Annotated in this window: 16 protein-coding genes; 5 read left to right on the top strand and 11 right to left on the bottom strand. The window is 52.5% G+C overall.

Annotated features, from left to right (window positions below):
• Positions 1-56: 56 nt before the first annotated feature.
• The 3 genes from ACYVH9_RS07390 to ACYVH9_RS07380 all read left to right on the top strand — a co-directional run bounded on the left by ACYVH9_RS07390 (position 57) and on the right by ACYVH9_RS07380 (position 4,000).
• The gene (locus ACYVH9_RS07390; RefSeq protein ID WP_460635658.1) at positions 57-515 is read left to right on the top strand and encodes a lipocalin/fatty acid-binding family protein; all 459 of its coding nucleotides are present in this window, start codon (positions 57-59) and stop codon (positions 513-515) included.
• Positions 516-829: 314 nt separating this feature from the next.
• Complete coding sequence (locus tag ACYVH9_RS07385) at positions 830-3,292, top strand: TonB-dependent receptor (RefSeq protein ID WP_460635657.1); 2,463 nt, start codon at positions 830-832, stop codon at positions 3,290-3,292.
• A 9-nt stretch (positions 3,293-3,301) separates the two neighbouring features.
• A complete protein-coding gene (locus ACYVH9_RS07380) occupies positions 3,302-4,000 on the top strand; it encodes an NAD-dependent epimerase/dehydratase family protein (RefSeq protein ID WP_460635656.1) in 699 nt (232 codons plus the stop codon).
• A gap of 30 nt (positions 4,001-4,030) precedes the next feature.
• On the opposite strand, the gene ACYVH9_RS07375 is transcribed toward ACYVH9_RS07380, so the two are convergent.
• Positions 4,031-4,822 carry a 3-keto-disaccharide hydrolase gene (locus ACYVH9_RS07375; RefSeq protein ID WP_460635655.1) on the bottom strand — a complete coding sequence of 264 codons (792 nt, stop codon included), beginning with the start codon at positions 4,820-4,822 and terminating at the stop codon, positions 4,031-4,033.
• Between the two features lie 167 nt (positions 4,823-4,989).
• On the opposite strand from ACYVH9_RS07375, the gene ACYVH9_RS07370 reads away from it, so the two are divergent.
• Entirely contained in the window at positions 4,990-6,360 is a 1,371-nt protein-coding gene (locus ACYVH9_RS07370; protein WP_460635654.1) for a Gfo/Idh/MocA family protein, read from the top strand.
• Positions 6,361-6,420: 60 nt separating this feature from the next.
• Here ACYVH9_RS07370 and ACYVH9_RS07365 read toward each other — a convergent pair whose 3' ends face one another.
• The 9 genes from ACYVH9_RS07365 to ACYVH9_RS07325 all read right to left on the bottom strand — a co-directional run bounded on the left by ACYVH9_RS07365 (position 6,421) and on the right by ACYVH9_RS07325 (position 13,377).
• Positions 6,421-6,591 carry a DUF1059 domain-containing protein gene (locus tag ACYVH9_RS07365; protein WP_460635653.1) on the bottom strand — a complete coding sequence of 57 codons (171 nt, stop codon included), beginning with the start codon at positions 6,589-6,591 and terminating at the stop codon, positions 6,421-6,423.
• Between the two features lie 20 nt (positions 6,592-6,611).
• Positions 6,612-7,061, bottom strand: a complete 450-nt coding sequence (locus ACYVH9_RS07360; protein ID WP_460635652.1) for a DsrE family protein — start codon at positions 7,059-7,061, stop codon at positions 6,612-6,614.
• 79 nt (positions 7,062-7,140) lie between these two features.
• Positions 7,141-7,770, bottom strand: a complete 630-nt coding sequence (locus ACYVH9_RS07355) for a Crp/Fnr family transcriptional regulator (protein WP_460635651.1) — start codon at positions 7,768-7,770, stop codon at positions 7,141-7,143.
• 149 nt (positions 7,771-7,919) lie between these two features.
• Complete coding sequence (locus ACYVH9_RS07350; protein WP_460635650.1) at positions 7,920-8,936, bottom strand: glycerophosphodiester phosphodiesterase family protein; 1,017 nt, start codon at positions 8,934-8,936, stop codon at positions 7,920-7,922.
• 15 nt (positions 8,937-8,951) lie between these two features.
• Positions 8,952-9,800, bottom strand: a complete 849-nt coding sequence (locus ACYVH9_RS07345) for an HD domain-containing protein (RefSeq protein ID WP_460635649.1) — start codon at positions 9,798-9,800, stop codon at positions 8,952-8,954.
• Positions 9,801-9,840: 40 nt separating this feature from the next.
• Positions 9,841-10,761, bottom strand: coding sequence for a helix-turn-helix domain-containing protein (locus tag ACYVH9_RS07340; RefSeq protein WP_460635648.1), 921 nt, complete (start codon positions 10,759-10,761; stop codon positions 9,841-9,843).
• Between the two features lie 71 nt (positions 10,762-10,832).
• Complete coding sequence (locus tag ACYVH9_RS07335; RefSeq protein ID WP_460635647.1) at positions 10,833-11,843, bottom strand: aldo/keto reductase; 1,011 nt, start codon at positions 11,841-11,843, stop codon at positions 10,833-10,835.
• Between the two features lie 294 nt (positions 11,844-12,137).
• Complete coding sequence (locus ACYVH9_RS07330; RefSeq protein WP_460635646.1) at positions 12,138-13,070, bottom strand: M20/M25/M40 family metallo-hydrolase; 933 nt, start codon at positions 13,068-13,070, stop codon at positions 12,138-12,140.
• Positions 13,000-13,377 (bottom strand): hypothetical protein, encoded by a 378-nt coding sequence (locus tag ACYVH9_RS07325; protein ID WP_460635645.1) that lies wholly within the window; start codon positions 13,375-13,377, stop codon positions 13,000-13,002. Before ACYVH9_RS07325 ends, ACYVH9_RS07330 begins: the two co-directional genes overlap by 71 nt.
• Positions 13,378-13,540: 163 nt before the next feature.
• Between ACYVH9_RS07325 and bla the strand changes: the two genes are divergently transcribed.
• Positions 13,541-14,290 (top strand): subclass B1 metallo-beta-lactamase, encoded by a 750-nt coding sequence (gene bla / locus ACYVH9_RS07320; RefSeq protein ID WP_460635644.1) that lies wholly within the window; start codon positions 13,541-13,543, stop codon positions 14,288-14,290.
• A gap of 20 nt (positions 14,291-14,310) precedes the next feature.
• On the opposite strand, the gene ACYVH9_RS07315 is transcribed toward bla, so the two are convergent.
• The gene (locus tag ACYVH9_RS07315) at positions 14,311-14,613 is read right to left on the bottom strand and encodes a winged helix-turn-helix transcriptional regulator (RefSeq protein WP_460635643.1); all 303 of its coding nucleotides are present in this window, start codon (positions 14,611-14,613) and stop codon (positions 14,311-14,313) included.
• Positions 14,614-14,717: the final 104 nt, after the last annotated feature.

Raw genomic sequence — 14,717 nt, 5'->3', positions numbered from 1 at the left:
TGCCCTGAAAGTATATTCTTTTACGGAAAACCGAAACCACCTCAACTCTTTTCCTTGTGAAAACGCTCCTTCATACCCTGGCCGGAACCTGGTTTATTGGCAGTACCAACTTCCCGATGTGGCTGAAGGGCGACAAAACCAACCCGACCTTCAACTACACTATCGTTCAAAAGAATAATAAGACGGTTTTGCTGGATGAAGTCAACTACAGCAAAAACGGTAAAACGAAAACCATTACCGGTTACGATTACCCGGATGCAACCGACTCGACGGCTTTTGTCTGGCGCGGAAAAGGCTTGCTGTGGCTGGCAAAGAGCCACTGGAAGGTTGCACTCCTTGACCCCGACGGCCAATGGGCCGTGATCTGGTTTTCCAAAACGCTCTTTACCCCCGAAGGCGTCGATATCATCAGCCGCAACTCCAACCTTTCACCCGATGCTCTTTCGCATATCCGGCTTCTGATGGCCAAAGATCCGGTGCTGCAACACCACCTTTCCAGCCTGAAACCGCTCTAGCGCTCAACCAACTGAACCCTGCAAGATATTTAAGACAGGACAGGGTCGATCTTCTATCAGTTCATCCTTCCTGGTTCAAAACCAAGTTCGGCAATCATCTCTATTTTACCGGCAGTTTTGTAGGCTTCCGGCACTATTTTATTTTTCATCTAATTCCAGAAAAATCCTATTTTTGCCTTATCATACGGTTTTCCGCCGTCTGCTCCATCTCTACCATCGCAACACGCGCTTAAAGGCCTGGCTGACGGTTCGAAACCGCGCAGTAAAAAAGGCTCTCGCACGCCTTATTATCACACTACAAGAAATCAATTTGAATGAACCCAACCTTTACGATTGTTTCGGGCCGGTTTTCCGGAACCTCCCTGACGTATTTTCTGTGTCTGTTTATCACCGGCTTGCTTTCTTTGCCATCGGCCTACGCGCAGGATAGCAAACTGAAAGTGAGGGGAAAAGCATTGGACGCTCAGACGAACGCTCCGCTCATTTTCGCCAGTGTCCGGCTTTTCAAACAAACCGACAGCTCCTTTGTGGCGGGTGCGATTACGACCGAAACCGGCGATTTTTCGATCGATGCCTCGGCCGGAAATTACTACGCCCTGCTGGAATTTATCGGGTATAAATCATTGAAAAAGTCCGCCGTTCGGCTGACCAAAGAGAACGCTCCGCTCGACCTCGGCACGATCAAACTCACGGCTTCGGCCAGCACGCTGGCTGAAGTGGTGGTGCAGGGCGAAAAAAGCACAATGGAGTTTTCGCTGGACAAGCGGATTTTCAACGTCGGCAAAGACCTCGCCAACGCGGGCGGAACCGCCGTCGATATTTTGAGCAACGTGCCATCGGTGGCCGTTGACGTTGAAGGCAACGTCAGCCTGCGGGGCAGCAGCAGCGTCCGGATTCTGATCGACGGAAAACCGTCGGGTCTGGTCAGTTTCAAGGGCGGCAGCGGGTTACAGCAGTTGCAAGGCAGCATGATTGAACGCATCGAGGTGATTACCAACCCGTCGGCCCGCTACGAAGCAGAAGGCATGGGCGGGGTCATCAACATCGTCTTGAAAAAAGAGCGGAAAGAAGGTTTTAACGGCTCGTTCGATGTCATTCTGGGCAATCCGGCCAATTACGGCCTGGCCGCCAACGTCAATTACCGGCGCAAAAACCTGAACTTTTTCGTAAACTACACGGCTTCATTCCGCAACACGCCGGGTCGGAGTGCGCAATATCAGGAAGTATACCGCAACGATTCGACCTTTCTGACGCAGCAGAATTCGACCAGCAAACTCAAGGGCCAGAACAACAACGCCCGCGCCGGAATCGACTATTTTTTCAACGATAAAAACGTCCTGACCGGTTCGTACACCTGGCGGATCAGCAAGGGGAAACGGTTTACGGACATCCGTTACCTGGATTACCTGAACAGCCTGAGCAACCCGCTAAGCACCACGTACCGTACGCAGGATGAAACCGAAACCGAGCCCAACTCCGAGTACGCCATCACCTACAAACGCTCGTTCAAACGCCAGGGCCACGAGCTGACCGCCGACGTTCGGTATCTGGACAACTGGGAGAAATCGGATCAGTATTTCGGTCAGCGGACGGTTTTGCCCGATGGCAAGCCTTCTTCCATTCCGAATACCCTGCAACGGTCGGTAAATGATGAAACCGAAAAGCAAATGCTGGTGCAGATCGATTACGTTCAGCCCTTTTCGAAAGACGGAAAATTTGAAGCCGGTTTGCGGAGCAGCTTCCGGGATATGACCAACGACTACTGGGTTCGGCAGCAGACTTCGGATGGTGGCTGGGTACCGCTGCCGGGCCTGACCAACGACTTTCTGTACGAAGAAAACATCCACGCGCTCTACGGTATTCTGGGCAACAAAACCAATAAACTCTCCTACCAGGCCGGGCTACGGGCCGAGTGGACGGATGTAACAACAACGCTCCGGCAAACCAACGACGTCAATCCGCGCAGTTACGCCAACCTGTTTCCGAGCGTTCACGTTACGTACGATCTGCCGCTTCAGAATGCGTTGCAGCTCAGCTACAGCCGCCGGGTGCGCCGACCAACGTACAACGACCTGAGCCCATTCATGACTTTCAGCGACAACCGTAACTTTTTCAGCGGCAACCCCGACCTGAACCCGGAATTTACGGATGCTTTTGAAGTGGGCCACATCAAATATTTCGCCAAAGGCTCCATCGGATCATCGCTGTATTACCGCTACACAACCGGCAAGATCATCCGGATTCGCCGGGTCGACGAAAACGGTTTTGCCAATACCCGCCCCGAAAACCTGGCCACCGAAGACTCCTACGGGGCCGAATTCACGACCTCTTATTCGCTTTTCAAATGGTGGAAGCTCGACGGTAGCGTCAACTTTTTCCGGGCCATCACCAACGGTGCCAACCTTAATACCAACTTTCAGAGCGACACGTACAGCTGGTTTGTACGGGCTAATAACCGGGTGACCGTCTGGAAAAATACCGATTTGCAGTTTCGGGGTAATTACGAAGCGCCCCAGCTGACACCCCAGGGCCGCCGGAAATCCATTGCCACCCTGGATTTTGCCGCCAGCAAAGACATCATGAAAGGCAACGCGACGCTGACGCTCAATGTACTTGACGTGTTCAACTCGCGCCGGTTCCGTTCCATTACCGAAGGCCCCAACTTTTACACCGAAAACAACTCGCAGGGTCGGCTCCGGCAGGTTAACCTGACGTTCAATTACCGGTTGCGGCAAGCCAAGAAAAAGACCAAGGACGTGGGTGAAGGCGATTATTAGGAGCAGTATATGAAACGAATTTTTCTGGCCGGGGCTAGCGGGGCGGTTGGGCAACAGCTTTGTCACTTGCTCGTGCGGGATGGCTGGCACGTAACCGGCACCACACGCTCAACCTCCAAAACCGCCTTGCTACGCAGCCTGGGTGTCGAACCGGTGGTGGTTGATGTATTTGACGACGATGCGCTGATCCGCATCGTCACCGAAGCCCGGCCCGACGTGGTTATCCACCAGTTAACCGATCTTCCACCGGCCCTGGACCCGGCGAAAATGCCCGAAGCGCTGGTTCGCAATGCCAAGTTGCGGGACGTTGGAACCCGGAACCTGGTAGCGGCTGCGGTGGCCGCTGGCGCTCACCGAATCATTGCCCAGAGCATTGCGTTTGCTTACGCGCCCGGGCCGCTTCCTTATACCGAAGAAGCTCCGCTCAACCCGGAATCCCGGGGCGTCATCAGTCTGGAAAACCAGGTATTAGCGGCTCCGCTGGAAGGAATCGTTTTACGGTATGGTCGGTTTTACGGACCCAAAACCGGTTTCAGCCAGCCCGCAGCGGGTGGTTCGGTTCATGTCGATGCCGCAGCGAATGCGGCCCGGCTGGCCCTGACCTACGGCAAACGGGGCATTTACAACGTTGCGGAAGAAGACGGAACGGTTTCCAGTCAAAAAGCACGAGCGGAACTGGGCTGGGAATCCACGTTCCGGATTCCCTGACTTTTTGATCAAAACCGCCGATCGCTACGGCTAAAAATCCGTTTCTGACTTCTTCAAATCCAGTTCCCTGATCCAAATGTTACGGTAGAGGACATCGTGACCTTCGGCTTGGAGTTTCAGCCCGCCCGGCGTATCGGTGATGCCTTTGCCCTTATCGTTTCCGCCGTCAATACCTGAATTGGCTCCGCCCCACACCTGGTTGATTGGCTGATTAGTGTGAACTTTCTTGCCGTTAAAATACATCGTAAGCATCGCTTTTTCGGTGCGTTTACCGTCTTTGAACCGGGCGGCCCGGAACACAATGTCGTACGAATTCCACTTGCCAACGCCGTTGTAAGCATGATACGGCGAGGGTGTTTCGTTGATGACCGCCCCCATACCGTGCGACGTGGTATCGCCGTCGAGCACCTGAATTTCGTAGCGGTTTTGCAGATAAACGCCCGAATTTCCACCCGGTTTGGAGATAAAAAACTCTACGTGCAACCGAAAATCCCGGAATGCTTTCTTGGTGACAATATCAGCCGAACCGTATTTGCCACCGGCAGCCGTTGGGTCGTTGCTGTTCAAAACCGTCCCGCTACCCGTCGGATCTTTTTCGATCGTCCACTTAATGGGCAACGTTCCGGCAAAGCGCGGCCCCTCCCAATAGGTCCATTTGGCATCGAGCATTTCGCGTGATCCATCGAACAGGACTTCAGCTCCTTTCGGGGCTTTGGTGCCAACACCTACCTGCGCAACGACGGGCAACCCATTCACAAGGCCAAAAATTGTCAGGAGCGCACTAAGAAAAACCGTTTGAAACTTTCGCGTAAAACGTTGCATCAGGAGCCGGATTTGGATGTTTATGTAGTAAGGTCGGCTAAAGATAAGCGGCTTTCTCCTAAAGTGATGATTGGATTTCCGGGAATCTCCGATTAATTTACAACTATCTGTACGTGAGCGCAAGACAGGTTATTTCTGTTTCGCAATCGCCTAAACCGGCATCCTTCATGAATGAAAACCACTTTTCGGTCTCCCGGCGGAAGTTTCTGCTGGCGGCTGCGGCCACGGCGCTGGTACCTCCCCTGGCGCTCAAGGCGTCCAAACGAAAACTCGGCCCGAACGACAAGCTCAACCATGCCTGCATCGGTGTCGGTGGTATGGGCTGGGGGGATCTGCAAAACTTCGCCAAACATCCTAAAGTGAACCTGGTGGCCCTGTGCGACGTGGACGAAATTCGCCTGAAAAAAGCCGCTGAAGCCTTTCCACAGGCCCGCACCTATACCGACTGGCGGGAGTTGCTCGAAAAAGAAAACGCCAACCTCGACTCGGTAAACGTAACAGTGCCCGATCATAACCACTTTGCCATTGCCATTCAGGCCATCCGGGCGGGCAAGCACGTTTATTGCCAGAAACCGATGTGTCACGATGTGGTGGAAGTTCGGATACTGACCGAAGCCGCCGTCAAAGCGGGCGTCATAACCCAGTTGGGCACCCAGATTGCTTCGGGCAAAGGCGACCGCACCGCCGTGCAGTGGATCAAAGAAGGAGCGATTGGCAAAGTGAAACACGCCTATCTCTGCTCCAACCGTCCCGGAGCTATTAAAGATTATCGACTCGTGGGTCCGCGCCCAACGGAAGGCCAGGAACCGCCCTCGACGCTAAACTGGGATCTTTGGATCGGCACAGCCCCCCAGCGCCCGTTTGTGCCGGAGATTTATCACCCCACCAAATGGCGGGCCTGGCAGGATTTCGGAACCGGCTGGTCGGGCGACATTGGCTGCCATATCTTCGATGCGGTCTGGAAAGGGCTAGGCCTGAAAGCCCCCAAAACCGTCATTGCCGAGGTGCAGAAGTCCTGGGAAGACGCCCCCGAACGCCGGGGCGACACCTGGCCGCAGGGCGACCACATTACCTGGGCGTTTCCGGGTACAAAACTAACCATCCGCAACCTGACGCTGGAGTGGTTTGATGGAGAGTTTTATCCGCCGGAAGAAGTTCGTGCGCTTTATTCGGTAAACGATTATCCCGCTGAATCGGCCATGTTGATTGGAACGAAAGGCGCGCTGCTGATTCCCCACGGTGAGATGCCGGTGTTGCTTCCGCAGGAAAAATTCAAGGATTACAAAACGCCGGAACTGGAAGACCGCAATCACTACCACCATTTCGTGGATGCCTGTCTGGGTGGGCCCAAAACCGAGTCGCATTTCGCGCAATCCGGCCCAATGACCGAGGCCATTATTCTCGGAACGGTTGCCATTCGGGTGCCGGGTCAGTTGCTGGAATGGGATGCGGCCCGCCTGAAAATTCCGAATCATCCCGAAGCCGAAAAGTACCTCAGCCGCATTTACCGCGACGGCTGGCGGATTGCCGGGCTTTAGGACAAATGAAGGGCATAAGGCGATCTCTACTTCCTTATGCCCTTCCCCAGGCTACTCACTTCACTCATCCTTTATGAGCGCTTTGGCTTTCTGCGCCAGTTCGGGCGTAATCGTCACGCCGTGTACGGCCTGGGCGTGCTGAGCCGCCTGTTGCAGCACTTCGTTTTCCGTTTCCGCTTTGACAACGCCTTCACAATCAAAGCCCAATTCCCGGCAATGCAGTGTTTTCATGGTCTAATGAAGTTTAAAGGTTAATACGTAAAAACTTTGTCGCTCTCGGTCGCCAGCCGGACCAACACCGTTGGCAGCGCAAATTCGGCGGGTTTATTTTTCAAATCTTCTTCTGTCATGCTACGCGCTTTTGCCGAATTGCCGGATAAGTAAAACCGTCCGTTGCCTTTTACAATGGCATCGTAATGTTCGCGGAGTTGGCCGGTCCCCAAACCGCTGACCTGGTTCAGCACCTGATCCTGCAAAAGTTTGACCCCATCGCCCGCCAGAAACAGGTTGACGGTATGGCCTTCTTCCAGAGCCGTTTTAGCCACCAGAAAGGCCAGCGCGGCCCGGGTATGATCTTCGCTTTGCGTTACGTGAATGAGAAATTTCATCTTTTTGAAAGGAAAAGAAACCGACTTGGACTGGGAATAACCAGCTGACAAAGAGAGCAGAAAAACCGTCAGGGCGTAGAAAACCGTTTTCATCCTGTTTGGGTGTTGATCAGGACAAATCTATAGCCGAATACTGCCAAAAGACGGTATCAAAAGATACACAAGCACAAATTTATTTTAGCTGAATGGCCCCGCGAAACAGCTTGACTTTTCCCTGCTGCTCAAAGTCCTTCAGGATGCGGGAAATGACAACGCGCGTGGTGCCGAGTTCATACGCCAGATGTTGATGCGAGATTTCAATCTTCGACGTAGAATCCTTGGCCGACCGGCTTTTCAGATACGCCAAAACCCGTTTATCAATCGGATCGAAAGCTACACTTTCAAACGAGCCCAGCAATTCGTCGTAACGACTGCGGAACGTCTGGATCAGAAACGCGTTCCACGACGGGTATTTCAATTGCCATTCGTTGACGAGCCGGGTTGGAAACACAAAAACCTCCGACGGCTTGGTGGCCATTCCGTACGCAGTACTGGTGTTGCTGAAATAAGCCGCCGACAGCGACATCATGCAGGTTTGTCCTTCCCGCACGTAATACAGGAGAATTTCCCGGTCTTCTTTTTGCTGAAATACCCGGATTTCACCCCGGATCACAATGGGCAAGAAGTCGAGGTATTGCCCTTCGCGCACAATCATATCGTCTTTGTTGACGGACAAAAACTTTCCGTACGTCAGCATTTCCTGCCGCAGCGCCGGCTCCGTAAATACCGGGGGCAGTTTGGTCAGCCATTCGTTTTTTTCCATCGTAGCGGATCTTTTCAGGTAGCGTAGAGAAGACTAAAAATAGCGAAACAGGATGGACATAATCAACTCTAAGTCGCTGGAAACCTGACCCTAAATACTCTTCCCCGCCCTGATTTTACTAAACGGAAACCCGCGCGAATTCACCCCGGTTAAAACCGGTCGTGGAAAACCCCTTTTTTGAAGTAGACGGCTTTGGCGCTTTTGTTCGGAATCAACGACTGAACCGCTTCGGCGGTTTCGATGGGTCGGTCAGATTCCAGGATGCTGGCCCCGTCGGCAAAAATGCTGCGGTAAGCGTTGGCCCGCTCCGCCGGGGTGTTGAGTTTGTCGTAGGTGGGTGCGGCCGAAATCATGCACATTACCTCTTTTGCATTCAGCAGTTTGTACATCACCTGGTTTTCAGGCTTGATGTCCGGCCCGATGTAGGCAATCATTTGTGAGAAGGGAATGCCCGCTTTTTCGTATTCCTTCATGGCTTCCGGTGTTTTGACGAAGGCCGAAAACATGCGGTTTTTGTTGTCTTTGTAGTAATACGCAGCTTCGGCAGCCGTATGAACCGTCAGCATCATAAAGGCATCGGCTTTGTGTTCCCGGATGATGGCGGCAATCATCGGAAAGGGTACGTCTTTCTTGTCCAGGTTCAGCACGGTTTTGCCCCGCGCCCACTCGATGGCTTCGGCCAGCGTCGGAATGCGGTGTTCGGTGACGTTTCCTTCGGCGTCTTTCAGTTTCAGTTTTTTCAGTTCGGCCCAGGTATAGTCCGACACTTTTCCGGTGCCGGTAGTGGTTCGGTCGAGGGTGGCGTCATGCATCAGCACAATCACGCTATCTTTCGTCAGCCGCGGGTCAATCTCGAAAAACGCCGGGGTGTGTTTCAGGGTATTTTCAAATGTCGCCAGTGAGTTTTCCGGGAAACCCTTTACCATACCACCCCGATGGCCGCTGACGATGGGAATGTCCTTGCCGGTCCACCGGAAAAAGCTGTGCAGGTCTTTGGGCGTCTTGAGCGCCAGCACGTGCAGGGGTTGCTGGGCTTTAATTAAAGTTGAAATCAGCAGAAAGCCGAAAAAGCAGATCGTTCGCAGCATAAACCGTTGCGGGTTCGGGTCAGTTAAGAAAACCGGATTCAGGAGTCCAAAAGTACGGTGCAGGGGCTGTTTCGGCAAGCGGAATCCCGTTCCTTAGGAAACCACCGTCGGTTTTAAACTTCGCTGCTTGAAAACTTTACCTTCATCCGGCACAAACGCTTCGATGCCTTCCCGCGTTTGAATGGCTTCCAGCCGACGCCGTAGTTCCGCATCCGTGCGGAGTTTGGCGAGTAGTTGAAAATCATCGCCGAGCAAATCCGCGGTGGTAATGATTCCTCGCGTGAGCGCCAGACTCAGTAAGTCCGCAAACCGCGTATTGGCGTAAACGTGTTCCTTTTTCCGGAAATACTCCTCGTTTAACACTTCATATTGCCGCGTAATCCAGTCCGCCATGTCGGCGGAGTTGACCACCATTTGGTGCTGATAAACAGAAAGATTATCCAGAAAACGGTGAATCTGGTCGATGGAAATGCGATTGGCGTAAAACAAATCCCGCAGCGTATAATCAAGCCGGTCGGCGCACAAATCCGGCAGCGGCAATTCCAGTAAAGTGTAGGAATCGCTCGATAAAATGGCCGAATTAAATCCGAACTGCTCCAGAATCGAAGGAATCCCGGACTGATTAATTACCTCATCGAAGATGGCTTCGTGGTAATCTTCGCCAGCTTTTTTAAAAACGTAATCGGTTACGTGCGAAAAAGCGGTATGGGAAATATCGTGCAGCAGCGCGGCAATTTGTTCTTCCACCGATCCGCCCAGCTTTCTGACCAGATAGTATACGCCTATGGAATGCTCAAACCGGGTGTGATTAAGCGTAGGATCAACCAGAAAAATTGCTCCGCCCTGGTGCACCGACTTCAGCCGCTGAAACGGTTTCGACTGAATTAATGCTTCAATAACCGGCTGAACCGCAAACGTTCCGTACAATTTGTCGTTAATCATCATTGCTCTACTGAGTTGCGTCTCACGCTAGCTTTTCCGTTTAGTTAAACGATTGCCGAAACTCCAGCGGAGATACCTGCACCTTGTTTTTGAACAGCTTACTAAACGACTGCGGGTATTCGAAACCGAGCTGGTAGGCAATTTCACTAACCGACAACGAGGTGGTTGTCAGAATCTGCTGCGCCTTCTCGATGAGCTTGTTGTGAATGTGCTGCTGGGTGTTCTGGCCGGTCAGGGAGCGCAGCATGTCGCTTAAATAATTGGGAGAAATCGCCAGTTGCTCCGAAACGTACTGAACGGTCGGCAGGCCCAACTTCTGTACTTTGTCGCTGTCGAAATAATCGTCCAGCATGGCTTCCAGTTTGATTAACAAATCGTTGCTGGCGTTTTTTCGGGTAATAAACTGCCGGTTGTAAAACCGGTTGCAGTAGTTGAGCAACAGTTCGATGTGCGAAATAATGACATCCTGACTAAAACCGTCGATAATCGAGCGGTATTCTTGGTCAATCTGCTGCATTAGGCTGGTAATCAGCGCTTCTTCCTTTTCCGAAACGTGCAGCGCTTCATTGACTGCGTACGAGAAATAACCGTAGTTTTTGAGTTTCTGACCCAAAGCAGAATGGCGAATGTAATCCGGGTGAAAAACGAGCCACCAACCAACACAGGATCGCTCATCTTCCGTGATCGTGGACAGGACCTGCCCCGGTGAGAAAAAAGTCATCACGCCGTGGTCGAAATCATAATAATGCTGGCCGTACTTCATTTTACCCCGGAAGTCTTTTTTGATGCAAACCGAATAAAAGTTATACATGTAACTCTTCATAACTTCCTCCGGAAAGCACATCGTCTGGCCTAAATCAATAACGCTAACCAGCGGATGCGCCGGTTTGGGTAAGCCCAGCAGGCGGTGCAGCTCAGAAACAGAATGAATCAGATAGGGAGCGTGAGCCGTTTTTTTCATGCCTATTTCGCGGTTTGGTAACCCGCTAAACCGTTTGGCCAAACGGTTTAGCGGGTCGGTTTTATTAACGCTTACAAATTAATCAGGGCCATACCCGTAGCATCGTAGCGGTCGCCCACCGAAAGCCCCAGCGGAACAATGGCTTCCAGTTTCGCCAACTCGTTCGGGGTTAAGCGAATAGTCGTTGCCGCGCTGTTTTCCTCCACATACCTAACGTGTTTGGTTCCCGGAATGGGCACAAATCCTTTGGAAATCACCCAGGCAATGGCCAACTGCGGGGCCGTAACGCCTTTCTCATCGGCCAGCTTTTTGATTTCGTCCACCAGCTCCATGTTTTTGTAAAACCGTTCTCCCTGAAACCGGGGAATACTCCGCCGAAAGTCATCCGCCGGGAAATCGTCCGGACTTTTGATGGCACCGGTCAGAAACCCACGGCCCACCGGCGAATAAGCCACAAACCCAACGCCGAGCTCCTGCACAGCGTCGGCAACGCCGTTTTCTTCCACGCTGCGTTCAAACAGCGAGTACTCTGTCTGCACGGCCGATATGGGATGAACGCTGTGTGCCTTGCGAATGGTTTCCGCCGAAACTTCCGAAAGCCCAATGTACCGGACTTTTCCTTCTTTGACCAGCTCGGCCATCGCGCCGACGGTTTCGTCAATGGGTGTATCCGGGTCCTGACGGTGCAGGTAATACAGATCGATGTAGTCCGTACCCAGGTTTTTCAACGAGCGTTCGATGGATTTTCTGACGTAATCGGGCCGCCCGTTGATCCGCCAGGTCAGTTGTTCGTTGTCGTCAATCTCAAAGCCGAATTTGGTGGCAAGAAGGTACTGACTCCGGTTGCCTTTGATGGCTTTGGCCACCAGCCGTTCGTTCAGCATGGGGCCGTACAGATCGGCGGTGTCCAGAAAATTGCCGCCCAATTCGAGCGAGCGGTGAATGGTAGCGATGGATTCGGCTTCGTCAGCTTTTCCGTAAATATCCGCCCCGGCGATGGGAGACATGCCCATGCAGCCCAGCCCAACCAGCGGAACAATCAGTCCCTGACTGCCTAATTTTGTTGTTTGAATACCGTTCATGATTTGTTTTTACGTGTGTTATCGTTTGAACGGTACAAAGGTCGGGCGGCTATTCCGGAAAAAAGTAGCCAAATCTCCGGGGATTGTATCCAAAATGAGAAAGGGGGCTGTTGGTAGGAAAAAACGAATGGTTTTCCTCTGTACCGTACCCTCATTAGCTTCTTTTTCAACTAACTTTTCCGTTTTGTCCGGTAGTGGTTTCAAATTGTCAAATCAACGGAAAATCAGGCATAAAAGGCTTAGACGGAGGCATCTGTCAAACGCCTTTTATCGGGCGTTGGGCAGTTCCGCAGGCTACTTCACTGGCGTAAATGTCATTTTGGGCAGCTTCATGGCGTTGTCGATCAGCTTGATTTCCAGCCGCAGAATCTCCTCTTCTGCTTTGGCATCTATCTTCTCGGGATCGTCGCCCGGCTTGTGGTAATCCGGATGGCCGCCGGTGTGGAAAAACAGCACGGGAATCTGTTTGGCGTAAAATGCCGCATTGTCGGACCCGCTGTTTCCGGCCCGGTCGGTGAAGAATTTAATGCCTGCTGTGACGTCTTTGAATACGTCCGGCCAGGCGTCGGCGGTGCCGTAGCCCCCGATACCCACGCCCCGGCTGGGGTCATACCGGCCAATCATATCCATGCAGATCATGAAATTCAGCCGGTCCAGCGGCAGCGTTGGGTGGTTCAGAAAATACCGCGAACCCAGCAAGCCCAGTTCTTCCGCGCCAAACCCCATGAACAGGATGTTGTACGGTTCTTTCACGCCATTGTTGGCGTAATACTGCGCCAGTTCCAGCAACCCGGCCACGCCCGAGGCATTGTCGTCGGCCCCGTTGTGAATCTGCCCCTGCGGCTTTTCCGCCAGCGAACTGCCCTGCGTGCCCATTCCCAGGTGATCATAATGGGCCCCGATCACAATGGTGTGGGTGGCGCCGTTGTCCAGAAAACCAATCACGTTGGCGGCTTTGCGAACGCTGTCGGGCACCACCACGCGCCGGACTTTGGCCGTGAAATGCTGGTAATAGCCATCGTCGCCCAGCGGTTTCAACCCGTATTTTCGAAAATGCCGGACGATGTAAGCAGCCGCTTTGGCATTTTCGCGGCTGCCCGTTCCCCGGCCTTTCATTTTGTCGGAAGCGAGTTTTTGAATGTGTTTTTGAATGCGATCAGCCGACGGCTCCTGCGCCAGCAGCGGAACCGTCAGGAAAAGCATGAATGCAAGCAAGCGGTAGTTCATGCCGCAAAAGTAACGGATTTTGGCGGTTCCGAAATCCATTCGACGCCCCACCGCCCCGACTGCTTGGCCCTGTTGCGTCATACCGCCAGTTTGGTATACGCTTATCCCGTTCGTGTGTCACCGAATCAATCCAGCCAAAACACAGCGCTTCCTCGTTTTTTTGTGGTAAATGATCAGGCACACTTCTTTTTTCGATTGGCAGTTGGCAGCCCGCCACTGCCGCCCGGGAAAGTCGCGTGGTTTTGTTATCGCTCAGGCGTTTGTAGAACGGCTTTTTTTCATGGAATCGCGTACCTGCTTTTTCCATACGGTTTCCGAACGATTGATTCCGATACCGAACCAATCTTAAAGGTAGTAATTTGAACGCTTTTTAACCGGTACTTGCTGTCTCTATCCTACCCAAATCAAAAACATTTTGCACCTTTGCTTTACAACGCTTTTTTTCATCGGCAACCATTACTTCTTGGCCCATGCGCATTCTGGCAGCTTTCTTTTTTTCGATTCTTCTCCCCTGTTTCGGCCAGGCGCAATCGTCGAAAAAGCCCAAACTGGTGGTAACACCCCTGACCGATCAGGTTCTGGTTCATACCACCTACGGAATTTATCAGAACACCAGCGTTCCGTCCAACGGCCTCATTATCAAAACCGGGAACGGCGTTGTGCTGGTGGATACGGGGTGGGATACCATAGGCGACACCGATAACACCAAACAATTGCTTCAGTGGATTCAGGATAACCTGCGCCAACCCGTCCGGCTTTGCATCGTCACCCACGCCCACGGTGACCGGGTAGGCGGTGTCGGTGAACTGCGAAAAGCCGGTATCCGGGTAGTGAGCACTCCGCTGACGGCCCAAAAATCGGTTAAAGAAGGATACCAAGCTCCCGACGGTATTCTGCCCAACGATACGACCTTCACGATCGGTCAGGAACCAATTCGGTGTTATTTCCCGGGCGAAGGACATACGAGCGACAACATTGTGGTCTGGTTGCCAAATCAGAAGATTCTGCACGGTGGATGTTTTGTCAAAAGCGTAGCGACTTTCGGCATGGGCTACGTTGGCGACGCCAACCTGAAAGAATGGCCGAATTCGATCCGGCGTGTGATGAGCCAGTTTGGTACGGCGAAGATTGTCGTACCGGGCCACGAAGAATGGAGCGACCCAAAGGCGCTGGAGCACACGCTACGGTTGTTGGAGAAGCACGCAGCTTCGCAACGCTGAAACGATCAGCCGACAGGCCTTCAGGATAAATATTCGATTTGCCGAAAAACGGGGATCAAGGCTTTTCCTTTTCCGGACAAGGTGTATTCAATATGTAACGGTTTAAGCCTGACGACGGTTTTGGTGATCAGCTCCTGCTCTTCCAACTCCTTCAGGGCTACCGCAATGGATTGTTTGTTAGCGCCTTCCAGCTGACGAAGCAACGCATTGAAACGCAGCGGACCATCAACGGCCAGTCGGAAGATTTGCGGTTTCCACTTCCCCGAAAGCTGTTTCAGGAGTCCTTCCGCCGGACAATTGCTTTCTTCTAGGTGTTCTTTCATCAGTGATGTTGCTTCAAATCATTGACCTAATCTGGCTTTTCAGCGAAACCGGTTTTGGGTATCCTATTCAGTTGAACAAAACTGAGGCCACAAATGTACCAGGA

It is taken from the genome of Larkinella harenae, assembly GCF_054780515.1.
The sequence above is the reverse complement of the archived record's forward strand: the minus strand, read 5'-3'. Positions and strand labels throughout refer to the sequence as shown.

What these genes read in the sequence shown, in the direction of transcription:
- ACYVH9_RS07375 (WP_460635655.1), bottom strand. Translation starts at nt 4,822, where the DNA reads ATGCAACGTTTTACGCGAAAGTTTCAAACGGTTTTTCTTAGTGCGCTC.
- ACYVH9_RS07335 (WP_460635647.1), bottom strand. Translation starts at nt 11,843, where the DNA reads ATGAACGGTATTCAAACAACAAAATTAGGCAGTCAGGGACTGATTGTT.
- ACYVH9_RS07380 (WP_460635656.1), top strand. Translation starts at nt 3,302, where the DNA reads ATGAAACGAATTTTTCTGGCCGGGGCTAGCGGGGCGGTTGGGCAACAG.
- ACYVH9_RS07345 (WP_460635649.1), bottom strand. Translation starts at nt 9,800, where the DNA reads ATGATTAACGACAAATTGTACGGAACGTTTGCGGTTCAGCCGGTTATT.
- ACYVH9_RS07385 (WP_460635657.1), top strand. Translation starts at nt 830, where the DNA reads ATGAACCCAACCTTTACGATTGTTTCGGGCCGGTTTTCCGGAACCTCC.
- ACYVH9_RS07365 (WP_460635653.1), bottom strand. Translation starts at nt 6,591, where the DNA reads ATGAAAACACTGCATTGCCGGGAATTGGGCTTTGATTGTGAAGGCGTT.
- ACYVH9_RS07330 (WP_460635646.1), bottom strand. Translation starts at nt 13,070, where the DNA reads ATGAACTACCGCTTGCTTGCATTCATGCTTTTCCTGACGGTTCCGCTG.
- ACYVH9_RS07340 (WP_460635648.1), bottom strand. Translation starts at nt 10,761, where the DNA reads ATGAAAAAAACGGCTCACGCTCCCTATCTGATTCATTCTGTTTCTGAG.
- ACYVH9_RS07355 (WP_460635651.1), bottom strand. Translation starts at nt 7,770, where the DNA reads ATGGAAAAAAACGAATGGCTGACCAAACTGCCCCCGGTATTTACGGAG.
- ACYVH9_RS07315 (WP_460635643.1), bottom strand. Translation starts at nt 14,613, where the DNA reads ATGAAAGAACACCTAGAAGAAAGCAATTGTCCGGCGGAAGGACTCCTG.
- bla (WP_460635644.1), top strand. Translation starts at nt 13,541, where the DNA reads ATGCGCATTCTGGCAGCTTTCTTTTTTTCGATTCTTCTCCCCTGTTTC.
- ACYVH9_RS07360 (WP_460635652.1), bottom strand. Translation starts at nt 7,061, where the DNA reads ATGAAAACGGTTTTCTACGCCCTGACGGTTTTTCTGCTCTCTTTGTCA.
- ACYVH9_RS07325 (WP_460635645.1), bottom strand. Translation starts at nt 13,377, where the DNA reads ATGGAAAAAGCAGGTACGCGATTCCATGAAAAAAAGCCGTTCTACAAA.
- ACYVH9_RS07370 (WP_460635654.1), top strand. Translation starts at nt 4,990, where the DNA reads ATGAATGAAAACCACTTTTCGGTCTCCCGGCGGAAGTTTCTGCTGGCG.